This window comes from Streptomyces sp. Q2 (assembly GCF_056820935.1).
The window spans coordinates 26,016-42,801 of sequence record NZ_JBXEJE010000031.1; the positions used below are offsets into that span (position 1 = coordinate 26,016).

The window sequence follows — 16,786 nt, forward strand, 5'->3', positions numbered from 1 at the left end:
GTCACTCAGTTCCACAGCGAGTACGTCACCGTGCGCGCCAGCCGCTCCGGCCGGTCGCCGGTGAAGGTGAGCGTCATCCGGGCATAGCGCTTGTGCTGCGGATCCTTCTTCCAGCTCTGCGGCTGGTCGAGCCGGACGACGACGCGGTACGCGTGGAACGCCCCCGCCGCACAGTACGGCTTACAGTCGTTCACCCAGTTGACGCCCTTCGCCTTTGCCGAAGCGGCGTCCCAGCGCGCCCACCGCAGCGAGGCCAGGCGACTGTTGCCGTCACCGCACGCCAGGACGAAGTCGACGGGACGCACCTGCGGTTTCGAGAGGCAGTCGACGAGGACGGTGGGCCTGACCTGCTGCGCCGCGTCCCGCACCGGCGAGGTCGGCGCCGCCGCGGGGGAGGCGGAGGCCGGACCCATGGCCGCCACGAACGCCGTCGCGGCACACAGAGTCGCCGCCTTGGTCACCGCGAGTCTGCGCATGTCCGCTCCCGGCCGTCCGCCCCCGTGTCCGTATCGACGCTACGACCGTGGCCGGTGATGCACCACTCCAACGGCGCCCTCACTTATGGACCACTGAACCTCGCCCACTTTGGCTCTGTCCGTCGGACCATGACCGCGACAGGGTGGCAGGACAACCAATCCTGCGGAGGCCCTCCTTGAGCATCGCGTTCCTGCTGACCAGCCTCGTCGTGGTGGTCACCCCCGGCACCGGCGTGGTCTACACCCTCGCCGCCGGACTGTCCCACGGCCGCCGCGCGAGCGTCATCGCCGCCTTCGGCTGCACCGTCGGCATCGTGCCGCACCTGATCGCGACGGTCACCGGCCTCGCCGCACTGCTGCACACCAGCGCCGTCGCCTACGAGACGGTGAAGTGCCTCGGCGTCGGATACCTGCTGTACATGGCGTGGGCGACGCTGCGCGACAAGGACGCGCTGACCGTCGAGACGGCATCCGAACCACGGCCGGCGGCCCGCGTGATCGCCTCCGGCGTACTGCTCAACCTGCTCAACCCGAAGCTCACGATGTTCTTCGTGGCGTTCCTGCCGCAGTTCGTCCCCGCCGGCGAGCCCGGCTCCCTCGGCGCGATGCTCCGGCTCAGCGCCGTCTTCATGGCCCTCACCTTCGTCGTCTTCGCCGCCTACGGCATGTGCGCCGCCGCCCTACGGCACCGCGTGCTGGCCCGCCCCCAGGTGATGACCGGCATCCGCCGGGTGTTCGCCGTCTCCTTCGTCGCCCTGAGCGCGCGACTGGCGGTGGCGTGAGCATGCGCTTCCGACACGCGGACGCCCTCTGGGCCGACTACCCCGAACTCTCCGCCGGCGCGCTCTACGCCACCGGCATCGACGCCACCGCCGACGTCGCCCCGCGCGTCGCCGAGTACACATCCCGGGCCATGACCAGATTGGCCGGCGCCTCCGAGAGCGCCTTCCCCGAGGTGCTGGCCTGGCGGCGGGCCTTCTCCCGGATGGGGCTCAGGCCGACGCAATACCGGTGCGCCTCGGAATCGCTGCTGCGGCGACTGCGCAAGGAGGGCGAACTGCCCCGCATCCACCCGGTGGTCGACCTGTGCAACGCGCTCTCGGTCGCGTACGGCGTACCGGTCGCGGTCCTCGACGTCGATCGCATCTGCGGCCCCCTGCTCGAGGTGCGCCAAGCCCGCGGCGACGAGCACTACACGACCTTCGGCGGCGGCACCGAGCACCCCGCGCCCGGCGAGGTGACCTTCGCCGACTCCGCCGGCCGGGCACACGCCCGCCGCTGGACCAACCGCCAAAGCGGCCACTCGGCGGTCGGCGAGCACACCAGCCGCATCCTCGTCGTGACGGAAGCGATGCACGAGGGCGGCGCGGAACTCGTCCCCGAGCTGCTGAAGACCGCCGCCGAGGAACTGACCGCGCACTGGCCGACGACCACCGCGTCAGCCGTCCTCACCCGCGCCGCGCCGGAGTTCGGCTTCGACGACTGATCCCGCCCGAGTCACAGAGGGGTGCGTGACACCATGGGCCCGATGAACGAGGGGGAACGGACATCGCACACACGCAGCGCCGCCGCCGACCCCACACCGGGGAACGGCGCCGCCCCGCCCCACAACTCGGGCACCGCCCGGTCGGCGATCGACGAGGACCCGAGGCACGGCGCTGAGACAGCCGCCCGGTCGCCGACGGCTCACTGGATGCGGTCGAACGGCACCGCCGAATCCGGGAACGCAGACCGAGGTCCCAAGCCCTACGGCTCCGGTAAGGCCCCGTTGGGCGAGGGCCGTCCCGCGTCCCCGGACAGCGCTCCCGCTCCGTCCCGGGACGGAGCGGGAGCTGCGTCGCACGGCTCTGAGGCGGCCCGGTCGGGCGGCGGCGGTTCTGGGCCCCTGGGCCCTCCTGTTCCCGCCGCGCGCCTGGGCGGTGGTTCTGCGTGGCACGGCCCTGAGGCGGCCCGGTCGGGCGGCGGGGGTTCTGGGCCCCTGGGCCCCCCTGTTCCCGCCGCGCGCCCGGGCGGTGGTTCTGCGTCGCACGGCTCTGAGGCGGCCCGGTCGGGCGGCGGGGGTTCTGGGCCCCTGGGCCCCCCTGTTCCCGCCGCGCGCCTGGGCGGTGGTTCTGCGTGGCACGGCTCCGAGAAGGCCCCGTCCGGCGACGGCGGTTCTGGGCCCCTGGGCCACCCCGTTCCCGCCGCGCGCCCGGGCGGTGGTTCTGCGTCGCACGGCTCCGAGAAGGCCCCGTCCGGCGACGGCGGCTCTGCGTCCCTCGGCCGCCCCGTCCCCGCCCTGCCCCCGGACGACGGTTCCGTGGCGCACGGCTCCGGCACGGCTCCCCGACCGCACGGGGGCTCGCCGGCCTACGGCTCCGACTTCCTCCAGCTCGACGCCGGGGACGCCTCAGGGGCGGGGAAGGCGGACTGGCTGGCCGCGCGGCTGCGTCAGGCGATCGCCGACGGACGGCTGGCGGTGGGCAGCAGGCTGCCGCCCACCCGGGTGCTCGCCGGCGAGCTGCGCGTCTCCCGGGGGGTGGTCACCGAGGCATACCGGCGGCTCACCGAGGACGGCCATGTCGAGGGACGCCGACGTGGCGGGACGGTGGTGGTCGCGGCCCCCGCCGTGCCACCGTCGGCGTCTCCCACGGGCCACGCGGGCGCCGTCGACGACGCCGTACCGGGCGCGCTGTTCGTCGACGAACCCGGCGCCGAGGTCTTCGACGCCCTGCGCGCCGTCCGTGCGCGCGTCGACTTCACCCCCGGCCAGCCCGATCTCGCGGCCTTCCCCCGCACGGCCTGGCTGCGCGCGGAACGGGCCGTACTCACCGACCTGTCCGCCGAACACCTCGGCTACGGCGACCCCCGCGGCGCCCCGCAGCTGCGCCAGGCCGTCGCCCGGTGGCTGGCGCGCAGCCGGGGCATCCGGGTGGAGCCCGACGAGGTACTGATCGTCGCCGGCACCGCGCAGGCGCTCACCCTGCTGCACCCCGTGCTGCGGGCGGCAGGCATCGACAGCGTCGCGGTCGAGGACCCGGGCTCGCTCGGCACCCGCCAGCATCTTGTGAACGGAGCCCTCGCCACCCCTCCGGTACCGGTCGACGACGACGGGGTCCGCGTGGACGCACTACGCGCCACCGGCGCCCGCGCGGTGCTGCTCACCCCCGCCCACCAGTTCCCCACCGGCGTGGTCATGAGCGGCGAACGCCGCCGCGAACTGCTGCGCTGGGCGGAGGAGGACGGCCTGATCATCGAGGACGACTACGACGCGGAACACCGCTACGACCGGCCGCCGGTCCCCGCACTGCGCACCCTGCTCGCCGACCACGTCTGCTACGCGGGCAGCGTCTCCAAACTCCTCGCACCCGCCCTGCGGACCGGCTGGCTGGTACCGCCGCCCCGCTATCGCGACGCGCTGACCGCGGCGAAACGCTTCACGGACCTGGGCAACGCCGTCCTGCCGCAGCTGGTGCTCGCCCGGCTCATGGACTCCGGCGACCTGGAACGGCACCTGCGACTGCTGCGCGGACGGCACCGCCGCCGTCGTGACGCGATGATCGACGCCATCGCCGCACATCTGCCGGGCGCGACCGTGCACGGCGCCGCGGCCGGCCTGCACCTGACCGTCACGTACACGCCGCGGGTACCCGACACCGAGTTGGCGGCCGCCGCCCTCGCCCGCGGTGTGAAGTGCCAGCCCCTGTCCTGGCATCGCCAGCTCCCCGGCCGCCCCGGCCTCGTCCTCGGCTACGCGGCCACCCCGCCCGGTGCCATAGCCGACGGAGTGGCGGCACTCGGTGAGGCACTGCGCACCCTCGGCCGGCGCACGCCGCCTGCGAAACATCCGTGAAGGTGACGTTCCGATCACGCTCGGCTCGCATCGCGCGCCGTGATCTCGGGCATGCATTCGGGGGTTTTGACGGCCCACGAGGAGTGATGCACCCCGATGAACACCTCCGCCACGTCGCCCGCCGCCACCCCCGCCCCCACCGCCCCCGGCGCCTGGCCGCTGATCGGCCACGCCCACCGGCTCGCCCGTGACCCGCTGCCGTTCTTCACCTCGCTGCGAGAACACGGCAGCGTGGTGCGGATACGCATCGGACCGACACCCGCCTACGTGGTCACCGACCCCGCCCTGACCCGTCGGGTCCTGGTCACCGACGCCGCGCACTTCGCCAAGGGCGGCAAGATCATCGACGCGCTGAGGGTCTTCTTCGGGGACGGGCTCGCCACCGTCGCCGATGGCGACACCCACCTGCGCAACCGCCATCTGATGCAGCCCATGTTCAACAAGGCCCACATCGCCGAGCGCGGCGACGCGATGATCGACCAGGTGCGGGCGATGGTCGGTGCCTGGGCGGACGGTGAGGTCCGCGACGTGTACGCGGACATGAACGACATCACGCTCGCCGCGTTCCTGGTCGCCCTGTTCGGCGCCGACCTGCCCGAGCACCTGGAGGGCGAGTTCACCGCCCTGATGCCGGCCATCATGAAGGGCGCCATCCGGCAGACGATCCTCCCTTCCTGGATCACCGCCCTTCCGCTGCCCGCCAACCGCGCCCACGCGCAGCGCGTCGCACGCCTGCGCGCCCTCATCGACCAGGCCATCGACCACCACGCCGACGTGACGGACACCGCGCCACCCGCCACCTGCCCGCATGCCGCGGCCCAACTAGCCGAGCGGAAAGGCCTGTTCAAGACCCTGCTGACCGCCGAGGAACCGCTCAGCCGCCAGCAGTTGCAGGACGAGGCCATCACGTTGCTGACGGGAGCGATCGAGACGACCGGCACCACGCTGGCCTGGACCCTGTACGAGATCACCCGGAACCCCGGGGTGGAGCAGCGGCTGCGCGAGGAACTCGACACGGTGTGCGGGGACCGCCCCCTGCGGTACGAGGACGTCGACCGGCTCCCGTACGCGCGACAGGTGTTGCAGGAGACCATCCGCAAGTACGGCCCCGCCTGGATGGTCACCCGTACCGCCACCCGGGACATCGACCTCGGAGGCCACCGGATCCCCGAGGGCGCGGACGTCGTCTGGAGCCCCTATCTCCACCAGCACGACCCCGCTCACTTCCCCGACCCCGAGACCTTCGCCCCGGACCGCTGGGAGCCGGACCGCGCCGCGGGCAGCCGAGGCTCCTTCCTCGCGTTCGGCGACGGCCGCCGCAAGTGCATCGGGGAGAACTTCGCCTGGGCCGAACTCCAGATCATCCTGGCCACCGTCCTCAGGACCTGGCCCGGCCTCGAACTCACCTCCCGCTCCCCGCGCCCGCAGGCCGTGGTCACCGTCAAACCCGACACGATGACCATGGCGTACCACCGGAACCCCGCCACAGTGACCGAAACAGAGAGGTACTAGCATATGAGCGCCACCTAGCTCGAAAGAGAAAACTGTGACTGTCAACGAGGACTCGTTCACCAACTGGAAGAACCGCGAGGAGATCGCGGAGTCGATGATCCCGATCATCGGGAGGCTGCACCGGGAGCGCGACGTGACCGTGCTGCTCCACAGCCGTTCCCTGGTGAACAAGTCAGTGGTCAGCATTCTCAAGACCCACCGGTTCGCCCGGCAGATCGCCGGAGAGGAACTGTCGGTCACCGAGACCCTGCCGTTCCTCCAGGCCCTCACCACGCTCGATCTCGGCCCGTCCCAGATCGACATAGGCATGCTCGCCGCGACGTACCGCAGCGACGACCGCGGCCTGTCGGTGGCGGCCTTCACCGCCGAGGCCGTCGCCGGTGCCACGGGTGCGAACAAGATCGAGCGTCGTGAGGGACGCGACGTCGTCCTGTACGGCTTCGGCCGCATCGGCCGCCTCGTCGCCCGGCTGCTCATCGAGAAGTCGGGCTCCGGCAACGGCCTGCGACTGCGCGCCATCGTCGTCCGCGGCGGCGGGGCCGCCGAGGATCTCGTCAAGCGCGCCTCGCTGCTGCGCCGCGACTCCATCCACGGCCAGTTCCAGGGCACGATCACCGTCGACGAGGCGAACAGCGCGATCATCGCCAACGGCAACGAGATCAAGGTGATCTACGCCAACGACCCGTCGGAGGTCGACTACACGGCATACGGCATCAAGGACGCCATCCTCATCGACAACACCGGCAAGTGGCGTGACCGTGAGGGCCTGTCACAGCACCTGCGCCCCGGAGTCGACAAGGTCGTCCTGACCGCGCCGGGCAAGGGCGACGTCCCCAACATCGTGCACGGCGTCAACCACGACACGATCAAGCCGGACGATCAGATCCTGTCCTGCGCCTCCTGCACCACCAACGCGATCGTCCCGCCGCTGAAGGCGATGGCGGACGAGTACGGCGTCCTGCGCGGCCACGTGGAGACCGTCCACTCGTTCACCAACGACCAGAACCTGCTGGACAACTACCACAGTGCCGACCGCCGAGGCCGCTCGGCGCCGCTCAACATGGTCATCACCGAGACCGGTGCCGCCTCCGCCGTCGCCAAGGCGCTGCCCGAGCTCAAGGCGCCGATCACCGGCAGCTCGATCCGCGTTCCGGTGCCGGACGTCTCGATCGCGATCCTCAACCTCCAGCTCGCTCGCGAGACCACCCGCGACGAGGTTCTCGACCACCTCCGCGACGTGTCCCTGACCTCGCCGCTCAAACGCCAGATCGACTTCACCACCGCCCCCGACGCGGTCTCCAGCGACTTCATCGGCTCCCGCCACGCGTCGATCGTCGACGCCGGCGCCACCAAGGTGGAGGGCAACAACGCGATCCTCTACCTCTGGTACGACAACGAGTTCGGCTACTCCTGCCAGGTCATCCGAGTCGTCCAGCACGTCTCCGGGGTGGAGTACCCGACCTACCCGGCCCCGCTGGTCTGATCCCGAAGCGTAGGATCCGCGGGTCAGTGCGCAATGCAGGTACGAGATGCGCACCACAATTCCGGAACTTGGTGCGCACTGACTCCGCTCCGCAACTACCTCTTGTCGATCCTTTGTGATCTTTAGGTGCGTCGTGATGCTGAAGCGCCATACCGTCGAGGCATGGCGCTTCAGAGTTCGACCCAGGCTCGCCGGGGGCACAGCGCTCCTGCCGCGTCGTTCTCGTCCTGGACGCCCTCGAAATGGCACTGCGGCAGCGTGATCGAGACCAATTCCCGTACGAGAAAGGCGAGTTGGTACATCACTCCGATGCCGGCTCGCAGTACACGTCGTTCGCGCCCGCCGAGCACCTCGACGGGACGGGCATCGCCGCGTCGATCGGATCGGTCGGCGACGCCTACGACAATGCCCTCATGGAGTCCACGATCGGCTTGTTCAAGACCGAGCTGATCAAGCCTCATCCGCCCGGAAGACGCTTTCCCAGGTCGAACTCGCCACCGCCGAATGGGTCGACTGGTACTGCCACCGTCGGCTCCACGGTGAGACAGGGCACATCCCACCTGCCGAATACGAGACCAAGTACTACCGCGTAACCGCGAAACCCCAGGTCACAGTCACGACCGAGAGTCTCGATCAAACCCGGAACGGTTCACTTCGGTCGAACCGGACCGCCTGGTCATAGCAGTTCTCGCCACTGGGAGGCGACCTTGGCGAAGGCTCTCCCATACTGAGCAATCACCTCTGAGCAGTCGCCGGAGAATGTGGGCAGGCTCATGAGCTGCGGGTATACCTCATCGGCGATGGGACACTCCCATAGAGGTGGCTCAGACACGGGGAGGGTTTCCGCCCAGGGCAGTGCCAGGTCGCGAGCCGTGCTCTTGGTCAATCGGAAGACGGGGAGCCTGTGGAGAGGCGGGGAACCAGGCTCTTTGACCTTCACACCCTCCGCGCGCAGCGCGGTCAAGAACCGTGCGAGCGGGAGTCCGCCGAGTTCGTCTGCGGCGTAGCGTGGCTTGTAGCCGTACCAGCCGCCGCGGGTCATGCGGGCGGCAGTTCGGGGAGGATGGACTCCAGGGACCGGTGCCAGAACCTTTCCCAGTGCCTCGAGGTTCACTCGTCGGCGCTCATTTCGATCGTCGAGGCGCTTCAATTGCTCCAGAGCGATGGCAGCGGCAAGGGGATGCATCCGGTATTTGTGCCCGAATCCTGTTTCCACGAATCGGCGCAGGGAATCGTCGAGCACTTCATCTTTTGCCCGTCGTCCGAAGTGCCCCAGCATGAGCGCTCGTTCGTAAACTTCGCGGGACCGGGTGATGAGGATTCCCCCCTCTCCGGCAGCGAGCGCCTTGTGTCCTTCGAGGCTGAAGCAACCGACAGTGCCGAAGGTACCGACCTTCCGGCCATCCACGGTTGCGCCGTGGGCGTGCGAACAGTCCTCGACCAGGTGGAGTTGAAAGCGTCTGGCCAGGGCTGTCAGGGATGCCATGTCTGCGGGGTGTCCCCACATATGCGTCACCACGATCGCGCGCGTTCGCGAGGTGATGCGGGATTCGACGGAGCCCAGGTCCACTGTGAGGTTGGCGGGATCGAGGTCGGCGAACACTGGTGTGGCGCCCACTTGGAGCAGAGGCGTCACGGTCGCGAGGAAGGTATACGTGGGCACGATGACCTCGTCGCCGGGGCCAAGGCCGAGACCGAAGTATGCCGCGTGCAGCGACGACGTGCCTGAGCTGTGCGAAAGCGCTAGCGGTGTCTTTCCGTTCACGGAGTGGTAAGAGGCGAACGCGTCCTCGAACTCGGCGACGATCCCGGAGCGGTCGTAGATCGACAGAACCCGTCTTTCCAGGAGGCGCGTGACCGCCGCGATCTCCTCGGGACCCACAAACGGCCAGTCCTGTTGCCATTGGTCCGTTACAGCTGGCGCTCCGCCATGCAGAGCCAGCGGCTCATATGTCATGCCTCATCCCCTGACGTCCAGGTCCTTGAGGAATTGGATCCATGCCGTGAGCGTGGTCCCCTGACGGAGGTTGTCATCCCAGAACGGCGGGATATCGAGAATGTCCCGTTGGGTCCGCAGTCGAACCCCGGGACTCGTAGTGACCTCTCCGATCACGTGCAGTTTGGCGCCGTGCCCTTCGAACTCCGCTTGCGCCCGCGCCACGTTCTCCGGGCGAATGGTGAATGCGTGCCTCATGGGCGAGTCGTAGCCGGGGTCGAGCGCGAGGAGGAACGGGTGCGCGCAAAGCTGCTTGAGAGAGGGGTCCACTCGGCCGAGCAGGGAGCTATTGCGTCGGGTAGCCGGAGAGACAGGCAACATGTCCGCATTGATCATGCAGCCGGTATCGTTACGGGTCGCGACCGTGAACAGGAATTCCACCAGACCGTCGCTGAGATCCATGCCAGAGGTGAAGTGTCCCCGCTCTGCTACGGCCGCAACGGCAGCCGCTGCTCCGACCGGCATCGACTTGTAGGTACGGAAACTTTCCTTGTCCGTGTGGTCGATCAAGTCCGTCAGGTCGTGTCGACGGAGCAGGTACTCGAGCCAGCCGAATCCCAGTTCCCCGGTCACGACGATCTGGTCGCCGGCTCGGGCCCCCGACCTGCGGACGATGCCGTGCCGGGGGACCGTGCCCCAGGCACATCCGACGGTTGCTAGGTCTCCGTTGTGAAAGTTGCCCCCTTCGTAGACCGATCCGATGCGATGAAGTACGTCGTTGATGCCGTGGCCGATGGCTTCCACATCCGCGGTGTCCGTGTCGGGAGGCGCGGCGAGAGCCAAAGAGAATCCCCGGCATCTGCCACCCATGGCAATCACGTCGTTGCAGGTCGTTCCGGCGATCCAGCGCCCGTAGAAGCGATACGGGTCCAAGGATGTGTCGGCGTGGTGGATGAAATACGGCTGGTCCATCGAGTACACCAGATACGGCGCGTCAGGTTGCCCGGTCACTTCGGCCAGGTCGATGATTACGGCGTCCTCGAAATTTTCGGCCTTTGCCGTACTGGCCATGGGGCCCAGGATTCGTTGGATGAAATTCTTCTCTTGTAGTTCGGTGATATTCACCGGAGTCGTTCCATTCCATTCCCCTCGCGATACAACTTCTCTAACGTCGCAACGGTCGCGACATGGCGCTCGAGTGATGCGACGGATTCCTTGCCGCTCATGAATTCTTTGAGCGAGCGAGTGTCGTGTTCCCTGCCAAGGCGATGCACTGTCTTTGCAGTCTCGCCTTGTACGCCGGTTAGCTCAACGGTTGACGCTTCATTGTTGCCACGTCTTCTATGTACGTGCAACTGTCCCCGTGTCCCGGAGATGCGCAACTCCTCCCTCGGATGAGTCATATCCAGGCCGACGTTCAGATGCAGGTCGATACCCGCCGTGGTGCACCGAATCCAGGCCCGGCTCTCGACCGCGTAGGAGTCGTAGCGGAAGCGGACCGCGGACGGCACGAGGTCGGCGAAATTGCTGTCCAGCAGCCATTGCAGCGTGTTGATCGTGTGGTACCCCAGATCCAGTAATACACCGCCACCGGCCAGGGATGGGCGATTGCGCCAGCTGCTGCGGAAGGCCGGAGCCGGCGCAACCCGGTCCTGGTAGTCGATGGCCAGGAGCCGACCCAGTTGTCCGGACCTGATGACGTCCCGGACGGTCAGCAGGTCCGTACGGTGCACACGCTGTTCCGACGCCGCAAGCCTGGCTCCACTGAGGCTCTGCAGCAACAAGGCCTCATCGGCTCGGCACGCCAGCGGTTTCTCCAGGAAAGTCGGCAAGCCTTCCTCCAAGCACATCCTGGCCTGCTGAAAATGCAATCCACTCGGAGATGATATGACCACAATATCCGGTACGGCGTGTCGCAACAATGCGACCGTCAACACGTCGGACGAAACCGTGACGGTGTCCAGTCCGGCATTTTGCACAGCTCTCTTGCGATTTTCGCTGTCAGGGTCCACCACACCTACAAGCTGGGCTCCACATTCCTGCAATACCGGGAGTATCGCACTGTCGAATCTACGGCCACACCCGACCACAGTCACGCGCAGGGCGGGGAGGGTACTCATGAAGAACCGATTTCCTTTGGTGTGACTACCAGGCTGCATAGCAGCCGAGAGGGGCCATGTCGTGCGGAAAGCAGGGCGCCCTCACGGTTCATCATGTTGTGGCGAGAATCGCTTGGCGAAGGTGAGCCACTGAGAGGGCCTGTCCTGATACCGGCGCGGTACGAATTTCTCATCCGTATAATATGGCACCAGTCGCTGAACCCCATCCTGCTGTCTCATCAGCACTCCCCGGTCATCCATCTGTTGCCGTGCGACCACTGACCCAATGCGAACTACCGTTCCATTGCCCTGCAGATCCCGTTCCACCTGTGCAGCTACCTCGGTGAAGTCCTCCTGCTTACAGGTGAAGACGGTCTCCCAGTCATGGCCTGCGTTGAACAGGAATAGGGCCTGCGGCACATTGAGTATGTCGGCCAATGCGACCGCTTCCGCCGATATGGTCGCATTGATCGCTGATTCTTCTAGGACGAACCCCACGCTGCTCTCGCGGCCCATGATCTCCAAGCAGGCCAGCACGCCGTCACTGGTGTCGATGGCGGCTTTGAGCTTCCCTGTCCCCGTCGCGCTGCTCATCACCTTGTCAGGGAGATAGAGCAGGTCGTACTTGGCCTCGGTCCGGATGACCGCACGCAGACCTGGGAAATCTCGCACGGTGTCCGCCCGGTCCATGCGGAAGTACTCCACGAGTTCTTGCGCCCAGCGCGTGCCGATGCGCCGGTGGCCGCCGCTCGGATCTGAGGCCAGCGTGATGCCAAGGGCATGCCCCTGGCGGGCAGCATCCCGGGTGAGGATCCGCGACCTGTCGACGTACCCGATGCCTACACAGCCAACGGACTGCTCCGGGCGTTCCTTGACATCACCGCCGATGACCGCCACCCCGTAACGTGCGGCCTCCTGGACGACCGCCTCCACCAGACGACGGACGTACCCGACCGTCGCGGACCGCTTCAGAAAGAGGTTGAGCATGACGCCGACAGGGGTGGCGCCCATCGATAGCAAGTCGGAAAGGGACTGAACCACGCTGAAGCGGCCCACGTATTCCGGTGACCGGCCTGTCTCTGCGAGCGAGCCGGGGGCCGAGTCCGTCGTGTACACCAGGCCGCAACCCTCGGGCATTCCCTCGGAGGAGATGACGGCCGCGTCGTCGCCGATGCCAACGGTCAGGGTGAAACTGCTGTCGATGGCCGAGCCGTGGACTGCGACGTAGTCCCGGATCCACTTGTGCAGGTGGTACTCACCGACGGCGATCAGGGGCGTCTCGTCCGGCACGACGGAGAACGGTCTGCGGCCCCTGTGCTCCAGTTCGAATCGCAGCTCCATTCCCTCGTTGTCCAGGTGGATCTCGTGGTAGATCCGGTCTGCCTGTTCCAGATGACTCTGGTAGAGCCGCACGCTCCTGTCGTCGAGTTGGTGAGAAGATCCGAAGTATCCCCTTGCCAGGGCAGCGTGCGCGCGGGCGAGGGCCGGCCGCAGTCCGCGCTGGTTGAAGATCTGTCGTCCCAGTTCATAGCTTTGGAGGGCCTGATCCATGTGCCCGAGGACTTCGTACAGGCCCCCCAGAGACAGGTGGGAGAGCCCCATGGTGTAGCTGTGGCCATGGTCCTTGCGAATCCTCAACGCCTTGCGGAGGTATTCCTCGGCCCGCAGAAGATCCTCGCGGCGACTGGGAACGTGGCGGGTCCACGCACGCCCCAGCCAGTCGTAGATCGCGGCCAGCCGGATCGGATTTTCGAACTCCGACAGGGCTTCGAGGGCGCCCCTGGCCCGTTCCGTCGGGGAGTCGGCGTGAGACTGCTGGCCGTCCCGCTCGTCGATAGTTGCGTCCACGTAGGTGAGGATCGCTGAAAGGTAGCGCACGGCACTCTGACCGCCGTGGTGGCAGTCGAGGCGTTGCGCGGCGTCGCGGAGACAGGCACGCGCCCGGGCATAGTCCATGCGCGCCACGTGGAGTTGAGCGAGTTCTCGCAGACAGTCAGCAAGGACCAGGTGCCCGTTGCCGTCGCCGTCCCTGGAGTCCGCAAGATACTCCGCCAGCCCGATAGTGTGCTGAATCACCAGTTCGGCGGGGTCGAAGTCGCCACGCTCCCGCAGCACGTTGCCCAGGACCCGCCCGGCCTGCACGTATCCAGGCAGGTCACCGGCGCTCTGCAGACGCAGTTGCAGTTCCTTGATGTCCTTTTCGATCCCCGCCGACCTTCGGTCTCCCAACTCGTACTGCAGTGAGGCGAGTTCGAGCCGCAGATGCAGGCGCAGGCACTCGGACCGCGGTTCGACCTCCTGAGGCGTGGCTAACAGCTCGTCACTGATCATCTCAACGGCCTTACGCCACTCACCACGAAACCTCAAGGACAGAGCGTGGTGGTGGACGGCCGCAAGCCGCAACGGATCACCGGCGTTCAGTTCCCGGACCGCGATGTCGTACGCCTCTGAGGCCAGCACCGCGACGTCCGGCGTACAGCAGAATCGTTCGACGAAGACGCTGATCGGCGTTCCCTCGTTGGCCCTGACGACCTCGTCGATCAGCTGCTCCACGCGGGTCTGGGAGGCGATGTCCCCAGCGTGGTACGTCCGCTCCGTATGACGTGCATCCGCGAGCAGTCCACTCACTGAAAACGACGGTGCTTCGATCTCCGGGATCGGGCTGTCATCCGCGACAGCGAGGAAGACGATGCAGTCGGATGGGACGTCGAACAGTTCACGCTTGGTGAGGCTGTAGGGCTCTGCCGCTGCGCGTGTCCACAGCAGGACACGGGGCAGAGCATTACCAGACGCGTCGTCGAGTTCTGTCTTCCGCCGCCAGTGGGGCATGACCAGGAGGAGCCGCTCGGCAAGCGACCGGTCTTCGATGTCGTACAGGAGCACCGCATGTCCGTCAGGCGGGACCGCGCCGGCCAGTGCTGCGGTGTGCGCGGCTTGTAATTCCTGATCCTCACGCAGCAGCAGCCTCAGGGTTAGGCGCAGAGCCTCTTTCCACTGGTCCTCTCCACCCTGCCAGTTGTCCACCTCGACGCGTCGGTAAGCCGAGTACGGCTCGGCACGCGCGCTGCGCGACGGCAGACTGGTGAAGACAGCGACTACCTTCTTGCCGAACGCCTCAGCCAGATCCAGTTCCCGCTGGGTCGCCCGGCTTCTGGCATAGGCATCGGTGATCAGGGCCACCACGACGTCGCAGGCTTGGACGGCCTTGGTCATCTCCACACGTGGGGACGCTGCCCCGAAGTCGTCTTCCATGATCACGGTCATGCCTGTGCGACTGACTTCTTCCGCGAACCACGCAGCCCGGCCTTTCTCGGCGTGCTCGAAACTGAGGAACACTCTGAGTCGCACCCGCGCCCCCTCCGCTGGCTTCGTTAGTCGGTATCACCGCTGATGCGTGCGTGCGCATGCATGTCGTGCCAGCCGTCGCTATGTAGGACCTTGCTGCGCATTGTGCCCTCGAAGTGGAAGCCGGACTTCTGCGCTACCCGGCAGGACGCTTCGTTGGCCGTGGAATGCGCGAGAGCCAAGCGGTGCAGACCAATGTCCTCGAACGCCCATCGGGCCAACTCTCGCAGTGCCATGCTGGCAACGCCCTTACCCCGGGCCTCTGGCAGCACCCAGTAGGTCACTTCGGCTTCTCCCGTACGCAGGTTCGCGGTCCGCAGACCTACCCGGCCGATCACCGCCGCGTCACGCCGATCCGTGACGGCCCAGTTCGCCCCCGCCTCCGAACGCCAGTTGCGTTGCCGTGCCGCGATCCACTCCCTAGCCTCATGCTCGGTTTCCACCGAGAAAATGTGCCAGTGCCGGATTGCGGGGTCTCCGAACGCCTTCACCACATCGGCTGCGTCGGATTCGTCCCAAGGCCTGATCGCCAAATCACCGGCATAGAGCACGGGTTGATGCATACCCGCCATCTTCCCGGGGGCAACCGCTCGGGGTACCAGAGAGACCATGCGGCCATCGTGACAGGCGTAACGCAGCGACGCGGGCGAAAGCCCCATACAACAGACCACGCGAAAGCCGGTACCACCCACGATCGTGTCATTACGCGACAGCGGTTCGTCCCTTTCACGCTGGTCGTGTCAAAGCTCGGCCTGCGCTGGCAGCCCCCGCCGCGTCCCACTCACACGGTCTGGACCGCACGATCGTCGCGATCAGCGCCAACCCCGAGCTCGGCGCCAATGTGCCGGCCATCGACGCGTTCGGCGAAGATCACCCCAACACCCTGATCACCGCTACGAACCTGGCCAGCCAGCGGACGGAGCTGGGACAGCATGAGGAGGCCCGCGCTCTGGGCGAGGACACCTTGGCACGCCAGCGACGGGTGCTGGGCGAGGATCACTCCCACACCCTGATCACCGCGTCCAATCTGGCTGTCGATCTGGGGGCGCTGGGGCAGGTAGAGGAAGCCTGTGTCCTGGGCGTGGACACGCTGGAACGCTGCGGCGGGTGCTGGGAGAGGACCACCCCGACACCCTGTTCACCGCCCGGTTCCTCAAGCAGTTCGATGAGGAGCGGGAAGACTCCGGCTCAGGGGAGTGATCAGCGATGCCATGCGGGGGCATCCACACTGGGCACTCAGCAAGTTACAGTTACTACAGTCGTGTTGGCAGTCACATGGGCTGATTGGCCGTCAGATCACCGTGTGCCGTTGTTGCGGTCCCGCGCCGGTCGGATGAGTGCCGGGAAGGCCGTTCGGGAGGAACCGGTGCGGGGAATTGCTGCCGGGCAGGCGTTCCGCGTCGGCCTCGCGATGGTCACCGGTGCTGTGGTCGGTGTCTGCGTCTACGCAATCAGCCGTACCGGAGGCACCTACCTGTTCGCCATCACCGGAGGGCTGGCCGGCACGCTCGTAGCCGTCGGTCTCGACGTCTACCGGCGCTCGGCACGGCTGACCGAGGTACGTGTCACCGTGCCGCAGCTGAGTGAGCTGACCTTCGTCGTGAACAACGATGCGCGGCAGGTCGCCTGGCAGCTCTTCATCGAGTCGGTGACGCGCGTGTCGGTGCAGCGGCTCGACGACGACGAGGGGCTGCTCAGGGAGGCCATGACGTCGCTGTACGGATTGTTCGCGACCACCCGGGAGACGCTGAAGGTGAGCCGTCCCTCGACGCAGGTGAGCGTGGGCCTGACGGTGGAGGCCCTGGCAGTCAACTTCCTCAACGCCGAGCTCCGTCCGTTCCTTTCCAAGTGGCACCCTCGCCTGCGTGCCTTCGAGGACACCTACCCCGACCAGCCGGAGTCGGAGTGGCCCCAGGCCGCGGAATGCCGTACGGACCTGCGCGAGGTACAAACCCACTCACGGGAATACGTACTGGCGTTCGCCCGTCTGGCGGGTGTCCGGGACGCGGCCACCATGCTCGGCGCAGCGGCACCCGGGCCCGCCACCCACAACTCACCCATGGTGCCCCGGGCGCGGGAGTAGCGCCGAGACGGCGATGCCGT

Annotated in this window: 13 protein-coding genes and 1 pseudogene; 7 read left to right on the forward strand and 7 right to left on the reverse strand. The window is 67.2% G+C overall.

Translation table 11 applies throughout. The annotated features are described in order from the left end of the window. Positions 1 to 5: 5 nt before the first annotated feature. A complete protein-coding gene (locus ACWBNA_RS31220) occupies positions 6 to 476 on the reverse strand; it encodes a hypothetical protein (protein ID WP_482707862.1) in 471 nt (156 codons plus the stop codon). Between the two features lie 176 nt (positions 477 to 652). On the opposite strand from ACWBNA_RS31220, the gene ACWBNA_RS31225 reads away from it, so the two are divergent. From ACWBNA_RS31225 to ACWBNA_RS31245, 5 genes are all read left to right on the forward strand, one after another. After that, entirely contained in the window at positions 653 to 1,258 is a 606-nt protein-coding gene (locus tag ACWBNA_RS31225; RefSeq protein ID WP_482707863.1) for a LysE family translocator, read from the forward strand. Between the two features lie 2 nt (positions 1,259 to 1,260). After that, on the forward strand, positions 1,261 to 1,962 hold the full coding sequence (locus ACWBNA_RS31230; RefSeq protein WP_482707864.1) for a B3/B4 domain-containing protein: 702 nt from the start codon (positions 1,261 to 1,263) through the stop codon (positions 1,960 to 1,962). Between the two features lie 813 nt (positions 1,963 to 2,775). Further along, a complete protein-coding gene (gene pdxR / locus ACWBNA_RS31235) occupies positions 2,776 to 4,308 on the forward strand; it encodes a MocR-like pyridoxine biosynthesis transcription factor PdxR (RefSeq protein WP_482707865.1) in 1,533 nt (510 codons plus the stop codon). A 96-nt stretch (positions 4,309 to 4,404) separates the two neighbouring features. Then, a complete protein-coding gene (locus ACWBNA_RS31240) occupies positions 4,405 to 5,820 on the forward strand; it encodes a cytochrome P450 (protein WP_482707866.1) in 1,416 nt (471 codons plus the stop codon). Positions 5,821 to 5,854: 34 nt separating this feature from the next. After that, positions 5,855 to 7,303: a glyceraldehyde-3-phosphate dehydrogenase gene (locus ACWBNA_RS31245; protein WP_482707867.1), complete on the forward strand. Its 1,449-nt coding sequence runs from the start codon at positions 5,855 to 5,857 to the stop codon at positions 7,301 to 7,303. Between the two features lie 170 nt (positions 7,304 to 7,473). Here the strand turns inward: ACWBNA_RS31245 and ACWBNA_RS31250 are convergent, their stop codons facing one another. From ACWBNA_RS31250 to ACWBNA_RS31275, 6 genes are all read right to left on the reverse strand, one after another. After that, a complete protein-coding gene (locus tag ACWBNA_RS31250; RefSeq protein WP_482707868.1) occupies positions 7,474 to 7,605 on the reverse strand; it encodes a hypothetical protein in 132 nt (43 codons plus the stop codon). A gap of 374 nt (positions 7,606 to 7,979) precedes the next feature. Beyond that, the gene (locus tag ACWBNA_RS31255; RefSeq protein WP_482707869.1) at positions 7,980 to 9,260 is read right to left on the reverse strand and encodes a DegT/DnrJ/EryC1/StrS family aminotransferase; all 1,281 of its coding nucleotides are present in this window, start codon (positions 9,258 to 9,260) and stop codon (positions 7,980 to 7,982) included. A 3-nt stretch (positions 9,261 to 9,263) separates the two neighbouring features. After that, entirely contained in the window at positions 9,264 to 10,364 is a 1,101-nt protein-coding gene (locus tag ACWBNA_RS31260; protein ID WP_482707870.1) for a thiamine-phosphate kinase, read from the reverse strand. Then, the gene (locus tag ACWBNA_RS31265) at positions 10,361 to 11,359 is read right to left on the reverse strand and encodes a Gfo/Idh/MocA family protein (RefSeq protein ID WP_482707871.1); all 999 of its coding nucleotides are present in this window, start codon (positions 11,357 to 11,359) and stop codon (positions 10,361 to 10,363) included. The genes ACWBNA_RS31260 and ACWBNA_RS31265 overlap by 4 nt, the downstream gene beginning before the upstream one ends. Before the next feature lie 81 nt (positions 11,360 to 11,440). Next, complete coding sequence (locus tag ACWBNA_RS31270) at positions 11,441 to 14,686, reverse strand: AIR synthase related protein (protein ID WP_482707872.1); 3,246 nt, start codon at positions 14,684 to 14,686, stop codon at positions 11,441 to 11,443. A 23-nt stretch (positions 14,687 to 14,709) separates the two neighbouring features. Beyond that, on the reverse strand, positions 14,710 to 15,246 hold the full coding sequence (locus ACWBNA_RS31275; RefSeq protein WP_482707873.1) for a GNAT family N-acetyltransferase: 537 nt from the start codon (positions 15,244 to 15,246) through the stop codon (positions 14,710 to 14,712). 278 nt (positions 15,247 to 15,524) lie between these two features. On the opposite strand from ACWBNA_RS31275, the pseudogene ACWBNA_RS31280 reads away from it, so the two are divergent. Then, a pseudogene (locus tag ACWBNA_RS31280) lies at positions 15,525 to 15,692 on the forward strand (tetratricopeptide repeat protein); the annotation flags it as partial. A 357-nt stretch (positions 15,693 to 16,049) separates the two neighbouring features. After that, positions 16,050 to 16,766, forward strand: a complete 717-nt coding sequence (locus tag ACWBNA_RS31285; RefSeq protein WP_482707944.1) for a hypothetical protein — start codon at positions 16,050 to 16,052, stop codon at positions 16,764 to 16,766. Positions 16,767 to 16,786 lie beyond the last annotated feature (20 nt).